The 19,174-nt window shown below is 72.1% G+C and carries 21 protein-coding genes; 11 read left to right on the top strand and 10 right to left on the bottom strand.

All coding sequences use genetic code 11. The features are described from left to right. Window positions 1–14: 14 nt before the first annotated feature. On the bottom strand, window positions 15–374 hold the full coding sequence (locus tag DEJ51_RS19350) for an NADH-quinone oxidoreductase subunit A (RefSeq protein ID WP_030010013.1): 360 nt from the start codon (window positions 372–374) through the stop codon (window positions 15–17). Between the two features lie 886 nt (window positions 375–1,260). Here DEJ51_RS19350 and DEJ51_RS19345 point away from each other — a divergent pair. Continuing rightward, a complete protein-coding gene (locus DEJ51_RS19345) occupies window positions 1,261–2,097 on the top strand; it encodes a C40 family peptidase (RefSeq protein ID WP_150258718.1) in 837 nt (278 codons plus the stop codon). Window positions 2,098–2,223: 126 nt separating this feature from the next. Here the strand turns inward: DEJ51_RS19345 and DEJ51_RS19340 are convergent, their stop codons facing one another. Together DEJ51_RS19340 and DEJ51_RS19335 are read right to left on the bottom strand one after the other, a co-directional pair. Beyond that, on the bottom strand, window positions 2,224–3,198 hold the full coding sequence (locus DEJ51_RS19340; RefSeq protein WP_150258717.1) for a hypothetical protein: 975 nt from the start codon (window positions 3,196–3,198) through the stop codon (window positions 2,224–2,226). Window positions 3,199–3,233: 35 nt separating this feature from the next. After that, a complete protein-coding gene (locus DEJ51_RS19335; protein WP_150258716.1) occupies window positions 3,234–3,644 on the bottom strand; it encodes a hypothetical protein in 411 nt (136 codons plus the stop codon). 335 nt (window positions 3,645–3,979) lie between these two features. Between DEJ51_RS19335 and DEJ51_RS19330 the strand changes: the two genes are divergently transcribed. The 5 genes from DEJ51_RS19330 to DEJ51_RS19315 all read left to right on the top strand — a co-directional run bounded on the left by DEJ51_RS19330 (window position 3,980) and on the right by DEJ51_RS19315 (window position 8,319). Then, window positions 3,980–4,354 (top strand): hypothetical protein, encoded by a 375-nt coding sequence (locus tag DEJ51_RS19330; protein ID WP_150258715.1) that lies wholly within the window; start codon window positions 3,980–3,982, stop codon window positions 4,352–4,354. Beyond that, window positions 4,351–6,003: a peptidoglycan-binding domain-containing protein gene (locus DEJ51_RS34600; RefSeq protein ID WP_223835883.1), complete on the top strand. Its 1,653-nt coding sequence runs from the start codon at window positions 4,351–4,353 to the stop codon at window positions 6,001–6,003. The genes DEJ51_RS19330 and DEJ51_RS34600 overlap by 4 nt, the downstream gene beginning before the upstream one ends. Window positions 6,004–6,092: 89 nt before the next feature. After that, window positions 6,093–6,752, top strand: coding sequence for an ABC transporter ATP-binding protein (locus tag DEJ51_RS19325; RefSeq protein ID WP_223836191.1), 660 nt, complete (start codon window positions 6,093–6,095; stop codon window positions 6,750–6,752). Continuing rightward, on the top strand, window positions 6,749–7,969 hold the full coding sequence (locus tag DEJ51_RS19320; RefSeq protein WP_223835882.1) for an ABC transporter permease: 1,221 nt from the start codon (window positions 6,749–6,751) through the stop codon (window positions 7,967–7,969). The genes DEJ51_RS19325 and DEJ51_RS19320 overlap by 4 nt, the downstream gene beginning before the upstream one ends. Before the next feature lie 56 nt (window positions 7,970–8,025). Beyond that, window positions 8,026–8,319: a hypothetical protein gene (locus DEJ51_RS19315; protein ID WP_150258714.1), complete on the top strand. Its 294-nt coding sequence runs from the start codon at window positions 8,026–8,028 to the stop codon at window positions 8,317–8,319. A 9-nt stretch (window positions 8,320–8,328) separates the two neighbouring features. Here the strand turns inward: DEJ51_RS19315 and DEJ51_RS19310 are convergent, their stop codons facing one another. Further along, window positions 8,329–9,612 carry a geranylgeranyl reductase family protein gene (locus tag DEJ51_RS19310; RefSeq protein WP_150258713.1) on the bottom strand — a complete coding sequence of 428 codons (1,284 nt, stop codon included), beginning with the start codon at window positions 9,610–9,612 and terminating at the stop codon, window positions 8,329–8,331. A gap of 97 nt (window positions 9,613–9,709) precedes the next feature. Between DEJ51_RS19310 and DEJ51_RS19305 the strand changes: the two genes are divergently transcribed. After that, entirely contained in the window at window positions 9,710–10,228 is a 519-nt protein-coding gene (locus DEJ51_RS19305; RefSeq protein ID WP_150258712.1) for a GNAT family N-acetyltransferase, read from the top strand. 4 nt (window positions 10,229–10,232) lie between these two features. Beyond that, complete coding sequence (locus tag DEJ51_RS19300) at window positions 10,233–10,604, top strand: hypothetical protein (protein ID WP_150258711.1); 372 nt, start codon at window positions 10,233–10,235, stop codon at window positions 10,602–10,604. A gap of 25 nt (window positions 10,605–10,629) precedes the next feature. Here DEJ51_RS19300 and DEJ51_RS19295 read toward each other — a convergent pair whose 3' ends face one another. Further along, on the bottom strand, window positions 10,630–11,526 hold the full coding sequence (locus DEJ51_RS19295) for a glutaminase (RefSeq protein ID WP_388273079.1): 897 nt from the start codon (window positions 11,524–11,526) through the stop codon (window positions 10,630–10,632). A gap of 38 nt (window positions 11,527–11,564) precedes the next feature. Beyond that, on the bottom strand, window positions 11,565–12,257 hold the full coding sequence (locus DEJ51_RS19290; RefSeq protein WP_150258709.1) for a demethylmenaquinone methyltransferase: 693 nt from the start codon (window positions 12,255–12,257) through the stop codon (window positions 11,565–11,567). 266 nt (window positions 12,258–12,523) lie between these two features. Between DEJ51_RS19290 and DEJ51_RS19285 the strand changes: the two genes are divergently transcribed. Further along, window positions 12,524–13,426 carry a DUF3152 domain-containing protein gene (locus DEJ51_RS19285; RefSeq protein WP_150258708.1) on the top strand — a complete coding sequence of 301 codons (903 nt, stop codon included), beginning with the start codon at window positions 12,524–12,526 and terminating at the stop codon, window positions 13,424–13,426. A 47-nt stretch (window positions 13,427–13,473) separates the two neighbouring features. Beyond that, window positions 13,474–13,866 (top strand): helix-turn-helix domain-containing protein, encoded by a 393-nt coding sequence (locus tag DEJ51_RS19280; RefSeq protein ID WP_223835881.1) that lies wholly within the window; start codon window positions 13,474–13,476, stop codon window positions 13,864–13,866. Here the strand turns inward: DEJ51_RS19280 and DEJ51_RS19275 are convergent. The 4 genes from DEJ51_RS19275 to DEJ51_RS19260 form a co-directional block, all read right to left on the bottom strand. After that, window positions 13,832–14,476, bottom strand: coding sequence for an imidazolonepropionase-like domain-containing protein (locus DEJ51_RS19275; protein WP_150258707.1), 645 nt, complete (start codon window positions 14,474–14,476; stop codon window positions 13,832–13,834). The genes DEJ51_RS19280 and DEJ51_RS19275 overlap by 35 nt on opposite strands. 15 nt (window positions 14,477–14,491) lie before the next feature. Next, window positions 14,492–15,691, bottom strand: coding sequence for a cyclic dehypoxanthinyl futalosine synthase (gene mqnC / locus DEJ51_RS19270; RefSeq protein ID WP_150258706.1), 1,200 nt, complete (start codon window positions 15,689–15,691; stop codon window positions 14,492–14,494). A 78-nt stretch (window positions 15,692–15,769) separates the two neighbouring features. After that, window positions 15,770–17,632: a serine/threonine-protein kinase gene (locus tag DEJ51_RS19265; RefSeq protein WP_150258705.1), complete on the bottom strand. Its 1,863-nt coding sequence runs from the start codon at window positions 17,630–17,632 to the stop codon at window positions 15,770–15,772. A 201-nt stretch (window positions 17,633–17,833) separates the two neighbouring features. Beyond that, complete coding sequence (locus DEJ51_RS19260; protein WP_150258704.1) at window positions 17,834–18,697, bottom strand: menaquinone biosynthetic enzyme MqnA/MqnD family protein; 864 nt, start codon at window positions 18,695–18,697, stop codon at window positions 17,834–17,836. Between the two features lie 237 nt (window positions 18,698–18,934). Between DEJ51_RS19260 and DEJ51_RS19255 the strand changes: the two genes are divergently transcribed. Then, window positions 18,935–19,138 carry a cold-shock protein gene (locus DEJ51_RS19255; RefSeq protein ID WP_030012116.1) on the top strand — a complete coding sequence of 68 codons (204 nt, stop codon included), beginning with the start codon at window positions 18,935–18,937 and terminating at the stop codon, window positions 19,136–19,138. The last annotated feature ends 36 nt before the right edge of the window (window positions 19,139–19,174 follow it).

The following is a 19,174-nucleotide window of genomic DNA, read 5'->3' as shown; positions in this document are numbered from 1 at the left end:
GAAAATTCAGCCCCTCAGTCCCATTCCAGGCCGCCGCGGCGCCACACGTAGGCGTAGGCGACGAAGACGGTGAGCACGAAGAGCAGCATCTCGACGAGCCCGAAGATCCCCAGGGAGTCGAAGGTGACGGCCCAGGGGTAGAGGAAGACAACTTCGATGTCGAAGACGATGAAGAGCATCGCCGTCAGGTAGTACTTGATGGGGAAGCGGCCGCCGCCGGCCGGCATCGGCGTGGGCTCGATGCCGCACTCGTAGGCTTCGAGCTTCGCCCGGTTGTACCGTTTTGGACCGATCAGCGTGGCCATGACCACGGAGAAGATCGCAAACCCTGCGCCGAGGGCGCCGAGCACGAGGATGGGCGCGTACGCATTCACGCTCCTCGCTCCTTCCAGTCGTCCTTGACCGTTGGACCGCCGCCGGCCGGAGGTTCCTCCCAGCGGTGACTGGGAGCGTGCGCCGCCTCGCCAAGGTCGCGCTTCCGATCGAGCGCTTGCATGTGAGGCAGTTCACAAGCCGGACTGGTGCGCATCTTATGCCTGCTCCTCTGTGATCTGCGACACGGGTTGCAACACCGAGTTTGTGATCTCCACCACCTGACGAACGATCATGAAGCCCAATGAGTGCTGATCTTCATACGCGAAGCATGCACATGATCACTAAAGGTGACATCCGGGCCCGTTACCGCAGGTAGAAGGCGGCTCGCCCTATCAAACGATGCTCGCTGCAGGCAAATTGGCAGGAGGGGGTCGGAGGTGATAAGGGGATCGGCGTCCCCCGGGCGGGGGAGCCGATGTGTACGGAGGTGGACGCGGGGCAGACGCGGGGGTGGACGGGGACCGGAGGAGGGTGCCGGCGAGGGGTGTGGGACCACTCGGCGGCACACCGACGTCCGCGGCGCCGCCGACGCGGGGGGACCGCGCGAGTGCGTGCATCCGTTCACGAACCTCTCGGCACGTTCACAGGAAGGTCACGGGAGGGGCACAGCGTCCGCATGGCGTGATGCAGCTGTGACCTGCGCCACTCTGAATCGAGCCTTCCGAAAGAGGGCTTGGCCATCTGTGCGGAGTGATGGTAGGTCAAGGATCAATTGGGACTTAATTCCGAAACCCCATGATCACAGCCTTGTGACACCCTGTCCGATTCGCCCGTTACGGCGTCAATAAGAAGTCGGACGCGTCCGGTTCGGGGCCTTCTCGCGCAACTGTGGCGCAACCCACGTTTCTTGAAGGGAACCCGGGCGCCCTGATAGCGGTTGTCCTCATGTCCCACACCGCTCACATACCCAGCCACCGGAAGCCCCGCCGCAGCGCCTCGAAGCTCGCGGTCCGCGCCGGAGTTGCCGGTGGCGTCCTCAGCACCCTGGCCATGGCCGGCACCGCGAGCGCGTCCCCGTCCGCCGAGCCCGTGGCCGAGACGACGCTCGAAATGCCGGTCCTCAGCCTGGACCTGGCCGGCGACGTCTCCTCCGCCGTCACCGTGGCCGCCGAGAACACCCGCCTCGCGGCCGTCGAAGGCGAACTGACCGCCCAGGAGGAGAGCGCCCGTACCGGCGCCGCCGCCGAGGCGAAGCAGGCCAAGGAAGAGGCCCAGAAGAAGGCCGACGCCGAGAAGGCCGAGAAGACGGCGAAGGAAGAGGCCGTCCGCAAGGCCGAGGCCGAGCGCTCCAGCCGCAGCTCCGACCGCACCTCGCTGAAGAGCACCTCCGCCCCGCAGGGCGGCAGCACCGTCTCCGCCCCGGCCTCCGGCTCCGCCGCGGCCATCGTCAACTTCGCCCGCGCCCAGATCGGCAAGGCGTACGTGCTCGGCGGAACGGGCTCGACCTCCTTCGACTGCTCCGGTCTCGTCCAGGCCGCCTACCGCCAGGCCGGCATCAGCCTGCCGCGCATGTCCCAGGCCCAGTCCTCGGCCGGCACCTCGGTGTCGCTGAACGCCCTGCAGCCGGGCGACATCCTGTACTGGGGCTCCAAGGGCAGCGCGTACCACGTCGCCATCTACGTCGGCGGCGGCAAGTTCGTCGGCGCGCAGAACCCCAAGACGGGCATCGTCGAGCGCAACCTCAGCTACGACATGCCGACGGGCGCCGTCCGCGTCCTCTGAGCACCGCTCGCTCCCGGACACCAGGCACGGCCGAGGGCCGGTACTCCCCCGCTCGGGGGCGGAGTACCGGCCCTGCGGCCGTTCTTCGTGCTTCCCGGGCCGTCAGGACGCGCTCCAGGGCCCTTCTCAGGCCAGCGAGGCCGCCAGCCTGAAGCGGGCCTCCCGCTGCTCCTTGTAGAGCGCGAGCGTCTCGGCGTGCTCCTCGACGAGCCGCTCCTGGTACGCCTTCTCGACCGCGCCCCAGATGCCGACGAGGTTCACCTCGCGCTTGCACGCGACATCGGCCTTGGCCGCCGTCACGGCCTTCGGACCGCCCTTGTCGTCCTGCAGACCGAGCTTCTCCACGACGTCGTACGGCGATTCGATCCCGGCGTATCCCGACTTGTCCATGCATGACGACCACTTGTCGAGGGCGTCGACGACCCGGGAGTCCTGCCGGGAGCGGTCGTGCGCCTCCGAGGCCAGCCCGAACGTGAAGAGCAGGTCCACGCTGTCCTTGGTCGGGGCGTACAGCTTGCGGTACCCCTCGCGCCCGCATCCGCCGGCCGGCACCTTCTGCCCGGCCGCCGTCAGGCCGCTGTCCACCAGCGCGGCCTCCTCCTCGGTGTTCGCGTCGGGCGCCCTGCCGCTCTGCTCCCCGGGCCGCTCGCCGTTCATCACCACGTAGGCGCTGTCGCTCAGGGGCGGCGCGGCGGGCTTCGCGCGGCTCCCCTCCCCAGCGGACCTGTCGTACCCGTGGGCCGCCGCGTACGCCGGATCGGCCAGGCCAAAGAGGTACGCGTGCCGGTCCTCGGGTCCGGTGCCGGGGGCCTCGGCCGATCTGACGCCCTCGTAGGTGAACCCGTAGCGGGCCATGCACCGGGAGACCAGCGCCTGCTGGACCTGGCCCATCCGGATCCGTTCGGCCTCGGTGTCCGTGTACGCGTCCATCGGGAGGGACAGCGCGGCCGTCGCCGGGTTCACCTCGACGGGACCGAGCTCCGGTTCACCGCCTCCGGAGCCGCCGGTCCCGGCGCAGCCGGCCAGGAGGGCGGCCGCCAGCAGGACGGCGGCCGGGGCGGCGGCCGGGGCCGCGGTCCGCAGGCGCCGGGAGGTGTTCATCGTGTGGAACTCCTTCTGCCGGATCCGGATCCGTACTACGGGTGGAGGGTGTACTTCGCCGAACTGATCTTGTTCTTGAAGTTCGACGAGGCGTTGCCCGCGTAGTTGGACGGGATCTCCCCGACGTTTCCGCCCAGGTCCTTGTCGGTGCCGACCTTCCAGGCGTAGACGTCCCGGTTCCGGTAGGACTCGGTGGTGTCGTTGATCCAGTTCCCGCTGGCCGAACAGGAGCCCTGGTACTTGTCGTCGCTGAAGTTCAGGTCATTCGTCACCAGGTCGAAGACACAACCCGACTGGTTCTGCCAGTAGAAAAGCCCGAACTCCTGGTTCTCCAGATTTCCGTCACGCCCCCAGGCGGCCGCCGGACCCGCGGTTCCCAGCAGAATGGCGCCGACCGAAACGGCGGCCACACAGCCGGCCGTCAGCTTGCGCATTGCGTCGTCCATCGCACGTGCCTCTCTCTCCAGGTGAAAATCGGGGTGTTCGGGACGGACCGGATCACGGATTTCCGTCCGGCCGGGATTCAACATCGAACCCCGCGCCGGTTCAAGCTCTTTCTCAGCTGATGGACAGTCATTTCTGTTGTCTGATAGGTAACTTGTCGCAACCGGTCATGGGTACCTACTATCTGGCGCGCGCCCCTCCCCCCGCCCTCCGGGCGGATGCACATAATCCACTTCTAGCGCCGTAAGGGAAGCCCTTCGTGCACGCAAGATATTTGACGCCTCTACTTCTTCTGTGCATTTCTCTGACGGGATGCACCGGCGGCGGCAAAGAACCTGTGGCAAGCGACAGTCCGCCGCCCACCGCGGAGGAAATCGCGTACTACGACTGCCTGAAGAAGCAGGGCGTGGCGATCGTTTACACGGAATACGGCGCTCCGCGTGAGGACAAGTCGAAGCCCTGGAACGACGAGGCGCACCGGACCTGCGCAGCGATGCTGCCGCCCCCGCCGGCGCCGCAGCCGGCCGATCCCGCCCGGCTCGCGGCCGCGCAGAAGGAGTCCGCCTGCCTGCGGGCCGAGGGCATCTCCTGGTACCCGGACCCGGACCCGGTCACCGCCCAGATCGACGACCGCAAGGGCACTCCCGAGCAGTGGAGCTCGCTCAAGCGCGACCACCTCGGCGCGTTGAAGAAGTGCCGGCCGGAGGGATGAGCGGACCCGAGCAGGTCGTGGAGCACACCGAGGCCCCGGCGGCCGCCTCCGAGGACGACCGCGGCGGACTCGCACGCGGGCGGCGCGTGGTACTCGCGGTCGTCGGCGGGGCCGCGCTGATGGCGGTCGGCGGACTGCTGGCGACCACGCTGGTGAAGTCCCCGGCCCAGGTGGCCGCGGAGACCGGCCCGCCCGCCCAGGGCGCCCTGACCGCCGACGTCGAGCGGCGGGTGCTCGCGCAGACCGTGGTCATGCGCGGGACGGTGGTCGCCGACCAGAGCGTCGCCGTGTCCCCGCAGGGGGTGCGCTCCGGCGAGGGCACGGGTGCGGCCCTGGTGACCAAGCTGCCGCTGAAGGCCGGGGACCCGGTCACGGCGGGGCAGCTGATCGCCGAGGTGTCCGGGCGGCCGGTGTTCGCCCTGCACGGCGCGCAGCCGATGTACCGCGATCTCAAGCCCGGGGCCACCGGCGACGACGTCGCGCAGCTGCAGCAGGCGCTGCGCGAGCTCGGGCACGGCACCGGCGGTGACGCGAAGGGCGTCTTCGGGGCCGGTACGAAGGCCGCGCTCGCCGCCCGCTACCGGGCCATCGGGTACGAGCCGCTGCCGGCCGTCGCCGACGGTGGTGCGGCCCTCAGGGCGGCGCGGGAGGCCGTCCGGTCCGCGACGTGGGCCGTGGAGGACGCGAGCGGCCCCGCCGGGCCGGTGGGCGCGCCCGCGGAGGGCGGATCCGGCAAGGGCGGGGCCACCCCTGGCCCCGGCGCGACGGCGAGCCCCGGTCCGGGGCCGGGCTCCGGGACCGGGTCGGGATCCGGGACCGGGTCGGGCTCCGGCTCCGGTTCTGGCTCGGCCTCCGGGTCGGGCTACAAGCCGGGCTCCGGTTTTGGCTCGGGCTCCGGATCCGGCCGGGAGCTCGCGCGGGCCCGGCAGGCCCTCGGCGAGGCCCGGGCCGCGCTCGCGGCCGCCGAGGCCGCCGACGGGCCGATGCTGCCCGCCGCCGAGACCGTGTTCCTGGGTTCCTTCCCGGCCCGCGTCAGCTCCGTCGGCGCCCGGGCGGGCTCCCCCGTGTCCGGGCCGCTGCTCACGCTCTCCGGCGGGGAACTCGTCGTCGAGGCCTACCTCAAGGACGACAAGAGGCAGCTGCTGCGCGCCGGGATGACCGTGCTGATCTCCTCCGAGCTCTCCGGCACCGACGTACGCGGCGAGGTGGCGGTCGTCGACACCGAGCGGTCCGCCGCCGCCCCGCCCGCCGGACCCGGGCCGCAGCAGGACCCCGGCCAGAACCCCAAGGGCGGCGGGAGCGGCGGCCCGCCCGCCGGCGCCGACCTCGGCTACCGGATGGTGGTCCGCGCCGGACAGCCGCTGCCCGCCGACTTCGCCGGGCAGGACGTCCGGCTGACCATAGAGTCGGCCGCCACCGACGGCGAGGCGCTCGTCGTCCCGGTCACCGCGGTCTCGGCGGGCGCGGACGGGCGTACGGTCGTCACCGCCGTGTCCGCCGAGGGCACCCAGCGGCGGATCGAGGTGCGGACGGGCACCAGCGGGGACGGCTTCGTGGCCGTCACCCCGGCCCAGGCGGGCGCCCTCGCCGCCGGGACCAAAGTGGTGATCGGGATCGCGCCCCACCGGACGCCGGGGAAGACCCGGTGAGGCTCCTGTCCCGGCGGCCGTCCCGCCGCAAGGGCGAACGCGAGGACGCCGGCAAGGACGCCGAGAAGGGCGCCGGCGCCACAAGCCCCGTGATCGAACTCCGCGGCGTCGGCCTCACCTACCCCGGGCCGCCGCCCGTCCAGGCCCTGCACCCCTGCGACCTGACCGTCCGGCGCGGCGAGTTCATCACCGTCGTCGGCCCCTCCGGCTCCGGGAAGTCCACCTTCCTCAACGTCACCGGACTGCTCGACTCCCCCACCAGCGGCCGGTACCTGCTCGACGGGATCGACACCGCCGCGCTCCCCGACCGGGAGCGCACCGCCCTGCGCGGCCGCCGGATCGGCTTCGTCTTCCAGTCCTTCCACCTCCTCCCCCACCGGTCCGCCCTGGAGAACGTCACCCTCGCCATGCTCTACACCGGAATCCCGCGCACCCAGCGCCTCGTACGGGCCCGCGAGGCCCTCGCCCGGGTCGGACTCGGCCACCGGGCCGGCGCCGTGCCCGGCCGGCTGTCGGGCGGCGAGCGCCAGCGGGTGGCCATCGCCCGCGCCCTGGTCGGGCGCCCCTCGCTCCTGCTGTGCGACGAGCCGACCGGCAATCTCGACTCCGTGAACGCCGCGTCCGTCCTCGGGCTCCTGGACGAACTGCACGCGGCCGGAATGACCGTCCTCGTCATCACGCACGACCCCGAGGTGGCCCGCCGCGGCACCCGGACCGTCACCATCCGCGACGGGCGGCTGGATCCTTGAACGCCGTCGCCCCCACCCGGCTGTCCGTACGCGACGCGCTGGGCGAAGCCGTCGCCGGGATGCTGCGCCGCCCCGGCCGGGCCGTGCTCACCGCCCTCGGCACCGTCCTCGGCGTGGGCAGCTTCGTGGCCGTGCTCGGCCTCACCGCCACCATCTCCTCGCAGATCGACGCCAGGTTCGACGTCCTGACCGCGACCGAGGTCGCCGTCGAGGACGTCGCCGCCCAGCGGAACGAGTTCGCCGGGACCGGCTTCCCCGCCGACGCCGAGCGGCGGCTGCGCGCCGTCGCCGGGATCGAGCACGCCGGGGTGCTGTGGACGGTGCGGCTCGACCCGCGGACCACCGTCGGCTCCCTGCCGTCCGGCGCCGGCGAACCGACCACCGGCACGGCCGTCGTCGCCGCCTCCCCCGGCGCCGTCGCCGCCCTCGTGCCCACCCTCCAGCAGGGCCGGCTCTACGACGACTTCGCCGAGCGCGGCCACGAACGGGTCGTCGTCATCGGCAGCGGGCTCGCCGCCCGCCTCGGCATCACCACCCTGGCCACCCGGCCCGCCCTCTACATCGGCCAGGAGCCCTTCACCGTCGCGGGCATCGTCTCGGACCTGCGACGCCGGCCCGAACACCTGATGTCGGTCCTCGTCCCGCGCAGCACCGCCGAGCAGCTCTGGGGGCCGCCCGCGCCCGGCAGTGCGTCCATGCTGATCTCCACCGAGCTCGGCGCCGCCCGCCAGGTCGCCGGCCTCGCCCCGCTCGCGCTGCGCCCCGACCACCCCGAGTACCTCAAGGCCGTCCCGCCGCCGGACCCGCGGACGCTGCGCTCCGGTGTCACCGCCGACCTGAGCGCCCTCTTCCTGCTGCTCGCCGGGATCTGCCTGGTCATCGGCGCGGTCGGGATCGCCAACACCACCCTGGTCGCCGTACTGGAGCGGACCGGCGAGATCGGACTGCGCCGGGCGCTCGGCGCCCGGAGCCGGCACGTCTGGGCCCAGTTCCTCACCGAATCGGCGGCCCTGGGGGCCCTGGGCGGCCTGGTCGGGACCTCGCTGGGCGAGCTGACCGTGGTCGCCGTCGCCGTCGCCCGGGACTGGACCCCGGTGATCCATCCGGCCACCGTCGCCGCGGCCCCGGTCGCCGGCCTGGTCACGGGGCTGCTGGCCGGGCTCTATCCCGCCTGGCGGGCGGCCCGTGTGGAACCGGCCGAAGCCCTGCGAAGATAGCGTCAGCGCGCCCGACCGCAGGGGCCGCCCCGACCCGCCCCGGAGGTGGTGGTCCCGTGAACCCGAAGCCGTACGCATCCCACGGCACCGGTGACCCCACCGCGGTGCCGGCCGCGCTCGGGCTCGGCCTGCTCGCGGTCGGCGGCTGGCTGCTGACCACCGCCCGGCCCTGGCAGAAGCCCGGCCACCCGCTCACGCTGGGCCTCGGCTGGACCGCCTCCGGGGCGCTTCTGCTGTGCGGGCTGGTCCTGCTGGCCAGGTGCGTGCGTACCGTCCACGGCGGCCCGGAGCCGGACGCGGACGTGCCCGCGCCCACCGAAGCGGGCACGGGCACGGGCACGGACGGCTGACCTGTCGGCTCAGGCCTTCGGGGCCACCTTCGAGAGGCCGTTGATGATGCGGTCCATCGCGTCACCGCCCGTCGGGTCGGTCAGGTTGGCGAGCATCTTCAGGGTGAACCGCATCAGCACCGGGTGGGTCAGACCGCGCTGGGCGGCGATCTTCATGACCTTCGGGTTTCCGATCAGCTTCACGAAGGCGCGGCCCAGGGTGTAGTAGCCGCCGTAGGTCTCCTTGAGCACCTTCGGGTAGCTGTGCAGCGCCAGTTCACGCTGGGCCGGGGTGGCCCGGGCATGGGCCTGCACGATGACGTCGGCCGCGATCTGGCCCGACTCCATGGCGTACGCGATGCCCTCGCCGTTGAACGGGTTGACGAGTCCGCCCGCGTCGCCGACCAGCAGCAGGCCCTTGGTGTAGTGCGGCTGCCGGTTGAAGGCCATCGGCAGGGCCGCGCCGCGGATCGGCTGCGTCATGTTCTCGGGGGTGTAGCCCCAGTCCTCCGGCATGGAGGCGCACCAGGCCTTGAGGACCTCGCGCCAGTCCAGCTCCTTGAACGCGGAGGAGGAGTTGAGGATGCCGAGGCCGACGTTGGAGGTGCCGTCGCCCATGCCGAAGATCCAGCCGTAGCCGGGCAGCAGCCGGTCCTGCGCGCCGCGCCGGTCCCACAGCTCCAGCCAGGACTCCAGGTAGTCGTCGTCGTGCCGCGGCGAGGTGAAGTACGTCCGCACGGCCACGCCCATCGGACGGTCCTCACGCCGGTGCAGGCCCATCGCCAGGGACAGCCGGGAGGAGTTGCCGTCGGCCGCGACGACCAGCGGGGCGTGGAAGGTGACCGGGGTCTTCTCCTCGCCCAGCTTCGCGTGGACGCCCGTGATGTGGCCGGTGCGCGCGTCGCGCACCGGCTCGCCGACGGTGCAGCGCTCGTACAGCCGGGCACCGGCCTTCTGTGCCTGGCGGGCCAGGGTCTCGTCGAAGTCGTCGCGCTTGCGGACGAGTCCGTAGTCCGGATAGGAGGCGAGTTCCGGCCAGTCCAGCTGGAGCCGCTGCCCGCCGCCGATGATCCGCAGACCCTTGTTCCGCAGCCAGCCGGCCTCTTCGGAGATGTCGATGCCCATCGCCACCAGCTGCTTGGTGGCGCGCGGGGTCAGTCCGTCGCCGCAGACCTTCTCGCGCGGGAACGCCGTCTTCTCCAGGAGCAGGACGTCCAATCCGGCCTTGGCGAGGTAGTAGGCGGTGGTCGAGCCGGCGGGCCCGGCCCCGACGACGATCACGTCCGCGGAGTGTTCGGAGAGGAGCTCGGTCACTGCGGGGTCTCCCGAAGGCTCGATATAGGGTGCCAGGCGGCACCGGACATGTGCAGTCTATGCAGCGAGAGAGATCACGATCCGAAGGGTGCCTCCGATGACCGCCTCGCCGCCCCGGCCGCTTCCCGCCGTACAGCTCCGCGTGCCCACCGACGAGGACGCGCACGCCTGGCACGCAGCCTTCGCCGACCCCGACGTCATGGAGTTCCTCGGGGGTCCCGCGGAACTGTCCGCGTACGAGGAGCTGTCCGCGCGCCAGCGCATGCACGACGCCCAGGTGGGCTACTGCCTGTGGACGCTGCTGGACGCGCGGGGCGCGGTGATCGGCTTCACCGGCGCCCAGCCGTGGCCCCGGGAGAAGGGGTGGGGACCGGTCGGCGAGATCGAGATCGGCTGGCGGCTGGGCCGCTCCGCGTGGGGCCAGGGCTACGCGTACGCCGCCGCGCTGGCCACGGTGGAACGGGTCCGCGCGGCGGGCGTCCCGCACGTGGTGGCGATGATCGACGCCCGGAACGCGCGTTCGGTGGCGGTGGCGGAGCGTCTGGGCATGACCCTGGCCGAGGAGTTCACCACCCCGGGCGGCAATCCGGCCCGCCGCTACGTCCTGGCACTCTAGTCCTGTGATCACCGACGACTCTTCCGAACGCGCACCGTCCGACGGCCCCTCGACCACCGTCGGACGGCTGGTCACGGGGCTGTCCCTGTGGTGGACGGCCGTTCCCGTGGTTTTCGCGGCGCAGGCGTTCGTCGGGGCCTCGGGCGTCCGTGGCCCGCTGGGCGACGGCCTCGTTCTCGTGATGCTGTGGGTGTGCATCGGCGGGATCGTGCTCGCGCCGGCCCTCGGCTACGCGACGGCCCGGGCCACCGGGCACGCGCGGGCACGCAAGCGGTTCGCCACCATGGGCGCCGTGTCCCTGGGCTTCTGCCTGCTCGTCGTCCTTTTCTGGCAGTTCGCCATGGAATGCGCCCCTGGAGACCCGTCCTGCTCCTGACATGCCGGCGCCGCCACGGCACGCGCTAGAACACGGAGAGCCCGGTGAGCGTGGTGAACCGGTCCAGGGCGGCCACGCCCGCCACCGAGTTGCCCCGGGCGTCCAGGCCCGGGCTCCACACCGCGAGGGTGCACTGGCCCGGGACGACGGCGACGATGCCGCCGCCCACCCCGCTCTTGCCGGGCAGTCCGACGCGGTAGGCGAACTCTCCCGCCGCGTCGTACGTCCCGCAGGTCAGCATCACCGCGTTGATCTGCTTGGCCTCGCTGCGCGTCAGCAGCCGCGTGCCGTCCGCGCGGAGCCCGTGCCGGGCCAGGAAGCGCCCGGCGCGGGCCAGGTCGGCGCAGCTCATCTCGATGGAGCACTGCCAGAAGTAGTGCTCCAGCAGCGCCGGCACCGGGTTGTCGATGTTCCCGTACGAGGCCATGAAGTGGGCGACGGCCGCGTTGCGGTCGCCGTGCTCCTGCTCGGAGGCCGCGACCTCGGCGTCGAAGCCGATGTCCGGGTTCTGGCTCTCCTGCCGCAGGAACTCCAGCAGTTCGCTGCTCGCGTCGCCCGTCAGGGTCTGCAGCCGGTCGGTGACGACGAGGGCGCCCGCGTTGATGAACGGGTTGCGTGGAATGCCGTTTTCGTACTCCAGCTGCACGAGCGAGTTGAACGGGTTGCCGGAGGGCTCCCGGCCGACCCGCTCCCACAGGCTGTCGCCGCCCTCCGCCAGCGCCAGGGCGAGTGCGAAGACCTTGGTGATGGACTGGGCGGAGAAGGGGACCCGCCAGTCCCCCACCCCGAAGACGTTGCCGTCGAGGTCGGCGATGGCCATCCCGAACTGCCGCCGGTCCACGGAGGCCAGCGCCGGGATGTACTCGGCCGGAGTGCCGCTGCCGATCAGCGGGGCGATGTCCGCGGCGATCCGCTCCAGCAGGGGCCCGTAGTCCGTGGGCTCGACGTCAGGCACCGCGGTCAGTCCTTGATGCCTCGGTGCAGCGCGACGATGCCGCCGCTGAGATTGCGCCAGGCGACCTTGGACCAGCCGGCCTTCTGCAGCAGGGCGGCCAGCGCCGGCTGGTCGGGCCATTCGCGGATGGACTCGGCGAGGTACACGTACGGGTCGGGGTCGGACACCACCGTGCGGGCCACCGGCGGCAGCGCCCGCATCAGGTACTCCATGTAGACCGTGCGCAGCGGCGCCCAGGTGGGCTGCGAGAACTCGCAGATGACGACCTGCCCGCCGGGCTTGGTCACCCGGTACAGCTCGCGCAGGGCGGCGTCGGTGTCCTGGACGTTGCGCAGCCCGAAGGAGATCGTGACGGTGTCGAAGGCGTCGTCCTTGAACGGCAGCTTCGTCGCGTCACCGGCGGTCAGCGGCAGCCAGGAGTGCCTCTTCTTGCCCTCCGCGAGCATGCCCAGGGAGAAGTCGCAGGGGACGACGTACGCCCCGGTGGCGGCGAAGGGCAGCGAGGAGGTGGCGGTTCCGGCGGCCAGGTCGAGGACCACGTGCCCGGGGCGCGCGCCGACCGCCTTGGCGACCTCCTTGCGCCACAGCCGGGCCTGGCCCAGCGAGATGACGTCGTTGGTGAGGTCGTATTTGGCCGCGATGCCGTCGAACATGGAGGCGACTTCGTGCGGCTGCTTGTCCAGGGAAGCCCTTGTCACTGGCGTTCGCCCCTCGGTGTGCGATGCGGATCGGCGGGTACGCACCCATCCTCTCAGGCCCCGCCTCCCGTGAGCGGCCGGGGCTCCGACACCCCCGGCCGCCTTACCCACCGGACAGGTGTCGGAAACTGTTCCGAAGGACAGTTACGCCACGACCCGGCGGACACGTTGACTGACACGGTGCGGCCCGGTGAGGGTCACCCACCGGATCGGTGACCGAAACGTGGCCGGTCCGGCAGTGGCCGCCGCGAACAGGAAGCTTCACGATGCCGGCAGGCCATTCCAGCGGTCGCTCCCGCCGCAGCAGCCCGCGTGCCCAGCGCCGGGCCGAGCGGCGCAAGCGGCTGCGGCGCACGATCCTCCTCGGCTCGGCGGGCCTCGCCGTGGTCACGGCGACCGCGTACACGCTGCTGCCCCAGGACGACGACGCGAAGGCCGCAGCGGCCCGTACCGCCGCCGAGCCGGACCCGACGGCCGGGGAGTCCGGCGACGGTTCCGCGAACCCCGTGCCCCAGGGCGGCCAGCAGTCCGCCTCCCCGCAGCCTTCCAGCTCACCCGCGGCCTCTCCGCCGGCTTCGCCCACTCCGTCGCCCGACACCGCGACACCCACCCGGCCGGGCACCTTCAAGGCCTCCACCACCGCCGGCAAGGCGCAGGGCAAGGGGGCCGCGCGCCGCTGGCGGGTCGAGGTCGAGGAGGGCAGCGGGGTCGACCCGGAGTCGGCCGCCCGCGCGGTCGAGGCGATCCTCGGCGATCCGCGCGGCTGGACCAAGGACCCGAAGTACGGCTTCCAGCTCGTCGCGGCCGGCCAGCCGGTGGACTTCACCATCAAGATCGCGACGCCCAAGACCACCGACCTCCTGTGCGACGTCGTCACGCCCGAGCTGATCGGCGAGACCAACTGCAGCACGGGGCACACCGTCGTGGTCAACCTCAAGCGCTGGCAGGAGGGTTCACCGCAGTTCAGCGGCTCGCCCGAGGAGTACCGGGCGCTGATCATCAACCACGAGGTCGGGCACGAGCTCGGCCGCGGGCACGAGTCCTGCCCTGGTCCCGGCAAGCCCGCTCCGGCGATGATGCAGCAGATCAAGGGGCTCCTCGGCTGCAAGTCCAACGCCTGGCCGTACGACTCGGAGGGAACCTACCTGTCAGGTCCGTCCGTCCTATAGGGGGAGAGGCGGCCCCAGGACGGGCCGCCGGGGGGCAGGAGAAACCGTTGCGCGTCGTCAGCTTCAGCGTCCCGGCGTGGTTCCCCTCCTACGAGGAGCCGGACGGGGAGGCGCAGGCGCCGTGCGAGGACCTGCCGGGCGACTGCGTGCCGACCGGTGAGCGGCCCGCCGACGCCCAGCTGACCGAGCAGGAGTCGGCGGTGTTCCTGTGCCTGGCCACCGGTGCCTCCAACCGGGAACTCGCCGTCGAGCTCCAACTCTCCGTCAGCACGGTCAAGTTCCACGTGGTCAACATACGGGCGAAACTGGGCGGCATCAGCCGCCTGCAGGCCTGCCTGCTGGCGGCCCTGGCCCGGGAGGACACCCGGCGTGCCGAAGAGGCCGCCCGCGGCGGGGAGAGCGGGCTCAGCGACGGCGGTGGAGCAGTCGCCCGCCGATGACCGTGGCCACGCACGTGGTCGCGCCCCGCTCCAGCAACTCGGCCTCGTCCGCCACCGCGAAGACCGCGAACCGTGCCGGAACCCCCGCCTCCAGGATGCCGTGGAAGGCCTCCGCCGCAGCGCCGCGCCCGGCGAACGGGTCCAGGGCGGGCAGCCCCTCGTGGCCGGCGGGCGGCAGGATCGTGAGCCCGGACCGGGACACCGCCGTGCGGACCGCCGGGATCGTGAAACGGCCGCAGACCGCCACCACCCCGCGGGCCAGCAACCGCTGCGTGCCGCGCCGGGCGCTGTGGCCCCACCGCGGCTCGGTCATCTTCAGCGCCTCCAGCGCGGCCGCCCCCCGGATCGGGTCGGCGCCGAGCTCGGCCACCTCGTACGGGTCGTCCGGGTAGTACGTGCGCTCCAGCAGCTCGTCCGCCCCGCGCACCACCAGCCCGGGGGTGATCACCCCGGGCCAGCGGCGGGTCCGGGCGTGCGGGTGGCCCGCGGCGACGTCCTCGTACGGGCCGACGCGGGCTATCCGGTCGCCGTCGACGAGGACCGCACCGCCGGGCAGCGGCGCGGATCCCGGCCCGGGGACCAGGAGTTCGGCGGTGTGCAGCGTCAGCATCGGTCGGCGGGCGCGTCAGTTCGTGGAGATGAGCTTCAGCTCGGGGTGCGCCGTACCGCCTTCGATGGCGGTGGACGAGATGTGCGAGACCACGCGCTCGTCGACCGGGTCGTTCGCCGGGTCGTCGTGCACGAGCAGGTGCTCGTAGGTCGTCGCGCGCTGCGCCGGGGTGCGGCCGGCCTTGCGGATCAGGTCGATGATCTCCTGGCGGTTGGAGCGGTGCTTGGCACCGGCCGAGGAGACGACGTTCTCCTCCAGCATGATCGACCCGAGGTCGTCGGCGCCGTAGTGCAGCGAGAGCTGGCCCGCCTCCTTGCCCACGGTCAGCCAGGAGCCCTGGATGTGGGCGATGTTGTCGAGGAACAGCCGCGCGATCGCGATCATGCGCAGGTACTCGAAGATCGTTGCCTGGGTGCGGCCCTTGAGGCGGTTGTTCTCGGGCTGGTAGGTGTACGGGATGAAGGCGCGGAAGCCGCCCGTACGGTCCTGCGTGTCCCGGATCATCGCGATGTGCTCGATGCGCTCGGCGTTGGTCTCGCCGGTGCCCATCAGCATGGTGGAGGTGGACTCCACGCCCAGCTTGTGGGCGATCTCCATGATCTCCAGCCAGCGCTCGCCGGACTCCTTGAGCGGCGCGATCGCCGTGCGCGGCCGCTCCGGCAGCAGCTCGGCGCCGGCGCCCGCGAAGGAGTCCAGGCCGGCCGCGTGGATGCGCTGGATGGCCTCTTCCGCCGAGACGCCCGAGATGCGGGCCATGTGCTCGACCTCGGACGCGCCGAGGGAGTGGATGACCAGCTGCGGGAAGTCCTTCTTGATGGCGGAGAAGTGGTGCTCGTAGTACTCGACGCCGTAGTCCGGGTGGTGCCCGCCCTGGAACATGATCTGGGTGCCGCCGAGCTCGACGGTCTCCGCGCAGCGGCGCAGGATGTCGTCGAGGTCGCGGGACCAGCCCTTCTTCGCGTCCTTGGGGGCCGCGTAGAAGGCGCAGAACTTGCACGCCGTGACGCACACGTTGGTGTAGTTGATGTTCCGCTCGATGATGTACGTCGCGATGTGCTCCGTACCGGCGTAGCGGCGGCGGCGCACGGCGTCGGCCGCCTGGCCCAGCGCGTGCAGCGGCGCGTGGCGGTAGAGGTCGAGCGCCTCTTCCCTGGTGATCCGGCCCCCCGCGGCGGCGCGGTCGAGGACAGACTGGAGAACGGCCTGGTCGGTCACCGGTGAGTCACCTTTCGGCGGTGTGTCTGTGTCAAGGTCCGGACCGATCCAGCCTACGCCAGGGGCCGGCGGCGGATTTCAGGGGCTTCGGGTCAGGTCGCCCTCGGGGTTTCCGGCCGGGGTGTCGCCCGACTTGTAGTGCAGCGTCCCGTCGGTGTTGAGGGTGAAGCGCTCGTCGGCGGAGCCGTTGGAGCAGACGCCCGGGGCCGGGTTCGGGCCGCCCGAGCTGTCCAGGACCAGCGAGCGGTCGGTGGCCGAGGCGAGCTTCCAGTCGCCGCTGCAGTCGGTGCCCAGGACGGCCAGGACCGACCTGTCCCGGGCGACGACCTCACCGACCCGGCCGGCCTTGATGCTGATCTCGAACTCCGAGGAGAGGCCGAGGCGGGCGGTGGTGACCGTGCCCTTCCAGGTGCCGACGAGCTCCTTGGGCACGTCCTGGCGGGTCCCCCCGGGCGCCGCCGGGCTCCCGCTCGCGGTCCCGCCCGGGGTCGCGGCCGGAGCCGAGCCCGCCGGGGCCGGTGAGGAGGCGGAGGGGGCCGGTCCGGCGTCGGCCAGGTCCTGGCCCTTGCCGCCCTGGCCCGGCAGTACGTCCATCCAGTACAACCCGCCGGACAGCACCGCCAGTACGGCCGCGGCCGCGAGCACCACCGTGCAGCTGAACCGGCGCCCGGCCGCCCTGACGGTGACCTGCCGCCCCGCGTCCTGCGCGCCGGTCCGCTGCCCGGGCAGGGCCCCGCCGCCGGTTCCCGCGGCGGGGGTCGCGTACGGACCGGACCCGCCGGGCGGATCCGTGGCCGCGGCCGGCGCTCCGGCCACGCCGCCGCCCGTGCCGCCGGAGCCGGATCCGGAGCCGCCCGCGGGGCCGTACGGCGAGCCGGCGCCCGGCCCCGGTCCCGCGAAGGCGGGGGCGGGCGGCCCGAAGCTCCCCGCCCCGGCCGGGCCCCCGTACGAGGCCGCCGTGAACGGAACCGGCCCCGAGGGGCCGTCCGCGTACGGCGAGTACGGCGCCCCGTAGCCCTGTCCCGCCGGCGCCCCGGCCCCGCCCCCGGAGGTGTCCGCGTCCAGGTCCAGCAGGGCCACGGCGGCCCGGCTGGCCTCCTCGACCAGCGGCCCGGGCAGCCAGCCGGGGGCGCCCAGCGCCCCGCCGAGGGCGGCCGCGACCGCGGCGGGGGACGGCCGTTCCGCGGCCGTCTTGGCCAGGCAGGCCCCGATCAGGTCGCGCAGTTCCCCGGCCGGGAGCGCACCGAGCTCGGGCGGCTCGTGGACCACCTTGTAGAGGAGGGTGGCCGAGTTGTCCCCGGTGAAGGGCGGCCGCCCGGTCGCCGCGAAGGCCATGACCGCGCCGAGCGAGAACACGTCGGCCGCCCCGGTGATCCCCTTGCCGAGGATCTGCTCGGGCGACATGTAGCCGGGCGATCCGATGGAGACCCCGGTGGAGGTCAGCGAGGCGGTGCCGTCCGTGGCCCGGGCGATCCCGAAGTCGATCAGCCGCGGCCCGTCGAGGGTGAGCATCACGTTCGACGGCTTCACGTCCCGGTGTACGAGGCCCAGGCCGTGCACGGCCACCAGGGCGCGGGCCAGCCCCGCGCCGACGGCCCGTACGGAGACCTCGGGCAGCGGGCCGTGCGCGGCCAGCGCGCGGTCCAGGGAGGGCCCGGCCACGTACCCGGTGGCCACCCACGGCACCGGGGCCTCGGGGTCCGCGTCCAGCACCGGCGCGGTCCACTCGCCACCCACCCGGCGGGCCGCCTCCACCTCGCGGCGGAACCGGGCCCGGAACTCCTCGTCCGCCGCGAAATGCGGGTGCACGATCTTGACGGCGACGGTCCGGCCGCCCGCGCTGCGCCCCAGGTAGACCCGGCCCATCCCACCCGCGCCGAGCCGGCCGAGCAGCCGGTAGGCGCCGATGGTCCGCGGCTCACCGGCTTCGAGCGGCTGCATCGCGTCCCCCAATTCCCCGTGATCCCGGGCGCCTTGTGCCGCCCGGCCGAGCAGCAGCCTAGGCCGTGGCGGGGCGGGGGAAGGAGCTCGCTCACCCTTTTGCATTTCCAACCCGGGGCGAGAAATGCAAAAAGAGCGGGAATTCCCGGTAAACCTCACATTCGCCCGTCCGCCCTTTGGACTACCGCCGGGGAAACCCGCTCAGCACTCCTGGACCACCGTGCTCAGCAGCTCCACGGCGACGTCCGCGGCATAGCCGGACGTGGAACCCGTACGGCGTGCGAATTCACGTACGCCGGCCAGCTGATCGGGACCGAAGCGGAAGTCGAGCGTCGTGAAGTACCGCTCCAGCAGCTCCGCGTCGAAGGCCTCCCAGCGGGCCGCCTGCTCGGCCACCTTGGTGACCTCCTCCAGGGAGACGTCCCGTGAGGAGAGGAAGGCCTCGTGGACCTCCCGCACGACGGCCGGCTCGCGGGCGAGGTAGTCCTTGCGGGCGGCCCAGACGGCGAAGACGAACGGCAGCCCCGTCCACTCCTTCCACATGTGCCCGAGGTCGTGCACGGTCAGCCCGAGCCGGGGCGCGTCGTGCAGGGAGGCCCGCAGTGCGGCGTCACCGATCAGTACGGCCGCGTCCGCCTCCTGCATCATCACGCTCAGGTCGGGCGGGCAGGTGTAGTAGTCGGGCCGTACCCCGTACTGCTCGGAAAGCAGCAGCTGGGCGAGGCGTACGGACGTACGGGAGGTGGAGCCGAGTGCGACACGGGCTCCGTCGAGCTGCTCCAGGGGGACCTGCGAGACGATCACGCAGGACATCACCGGGCCGTCGCAGCCGACGGCGATGTCGGGGAAGGCGACGAGCTGGTCGGCGTTGCGGAGGAACTCCACGAGGGTGATCGGGGCGATGTCCAGGTCCCCCTGGACGAGGCGCTCACTGAGCTTCTCGGGGGAGTCCTTGGTCAGCTCCAGGTCCAGCAGAGTGCCGGTTCTGGCCAGCCCCCAGTAGAGGGGCAGGCAGTTCAGGAACTGAATGTGGCCGACACGGGGCCGGCTGCGATAGAGGTCCACATCGCGAGACTAGCCCCCGGGTCCGCGTCAGCCTTGCGGCGGGTCTCAAACGTCCGGGTGACGTGATCTTTCCCTCTGGTCTCGGCCGCAGGGTGCGTGCTAGGCTCGACGCAAGTTGCAGTTTGGTTTCCCTTGCAGTACGAGGCCTGCGGAGAATGTGACCCGCAGGCTTTTGTAGTTTTCAGACTTCTTAGCAGGTTCTGGAGCAGGGCGACCCTTTGGCCCATAGGAGGGCTCATGGCTACCGGAACCGTGAAGTGGTTCAACGCTGAAAAGGGCTTCGGCTTCATCGCCCAGGACGGCGGCGGCCCGGATGTCTTCGTCCACTACTCCGCGATCAACGCCTCTGGCTTCCGCTCCCTTGAGGAGAACCAGACGGTGAACTTCGACGTCACGCAGGGTCCGAAGGGCCCGCAGGCGGAGAACGTCACCCCGGCCTAGTCGCCTGGGCCAACCTTCATCGCGGGTTGGAAAAGC

The organism is Streptomyces venezuelae (assembly GCF_008642275.1).
GTDB classification, from domain to species: Bacteria; Actinomycetota; Actinomycetes; order Streptomycetales; family Streptomycetaceae; genus Streptomyces; species Streptomyces venezuelae_E.
This window is presented reverse-complemented; position numbering and strand designations above follow the sequence as displayed.

Excerpts from the sequence above, each read along its gene's own strand:
- DEJ51_RS19345 (WP_150258718.1), top strand. The coding sequence starts at position 1,261 with ATGTCCCACACCGCTCACATACCCAGCCACCGGAAGCCCCGCCGCAGC.
- DEJ51_RS19340 (WP_150258717.1), bottom strand. The coding sequence starts at position 3,198 with ATGAACACCTCCCGGCGCCTGCGGACCGCGGCCCCGGCCGCCGCCCCG.
- DEJ51_RS19335 (WP_150258716.1), bottom strand. The coding sequence starts at position 3,644 with ATGGACGACGCAATGCGCAAGCTGACGGCCGGCTGTGTGGCCGCCGTT.
- DEJ51_RS34600 (WP_223835883.1), top strand. The coding sequence starts at position 4,351 with ATGAGCGGACCCGAGCAGGTCGTGGAGCACACCGAGGCCCCGGCGGCC.
- DEJ51_RS19305 (WP_150258712.1), top strand. The coding sequence starts at position 9,710 with ATGACCGCCTCGCCGCCCCGGCCGCTTCCCGCCGTACAGCTCCGCGTG.
- DEJ51_RS19285 (WP_150258708.1), top strand. The coding sequence starts at position 12,524 with ATGCCGGCAGGCCATTCCAGCGGTCGCTCCCGCCGCAGCAGCCCGCGT.
- DEJ51_RS19275 (WP_150258707.1), bottom strand. The coding sequence starts at position 14,476 with ATGCTGACGCTGCACACCGCCGAACTCCTGGTCCCCGGGCCGGGATCC.
- DEJ51_RS19265 (WP_150258705.1), bottom strand. The coding sequence starts at position 17,632 with ATGCAGCCGCTCGAAGCCGGTGAGCCGCGGACCATCGGCGCCTACCGG.
- DEJ51_RS19255 (WP_030012116.1), top strand. The coding sequence starts at position 18,935 with ATGGCTACCGGAACCGTGAAGTGGTTCAACGCTGAAAAGGGCTTCGGC.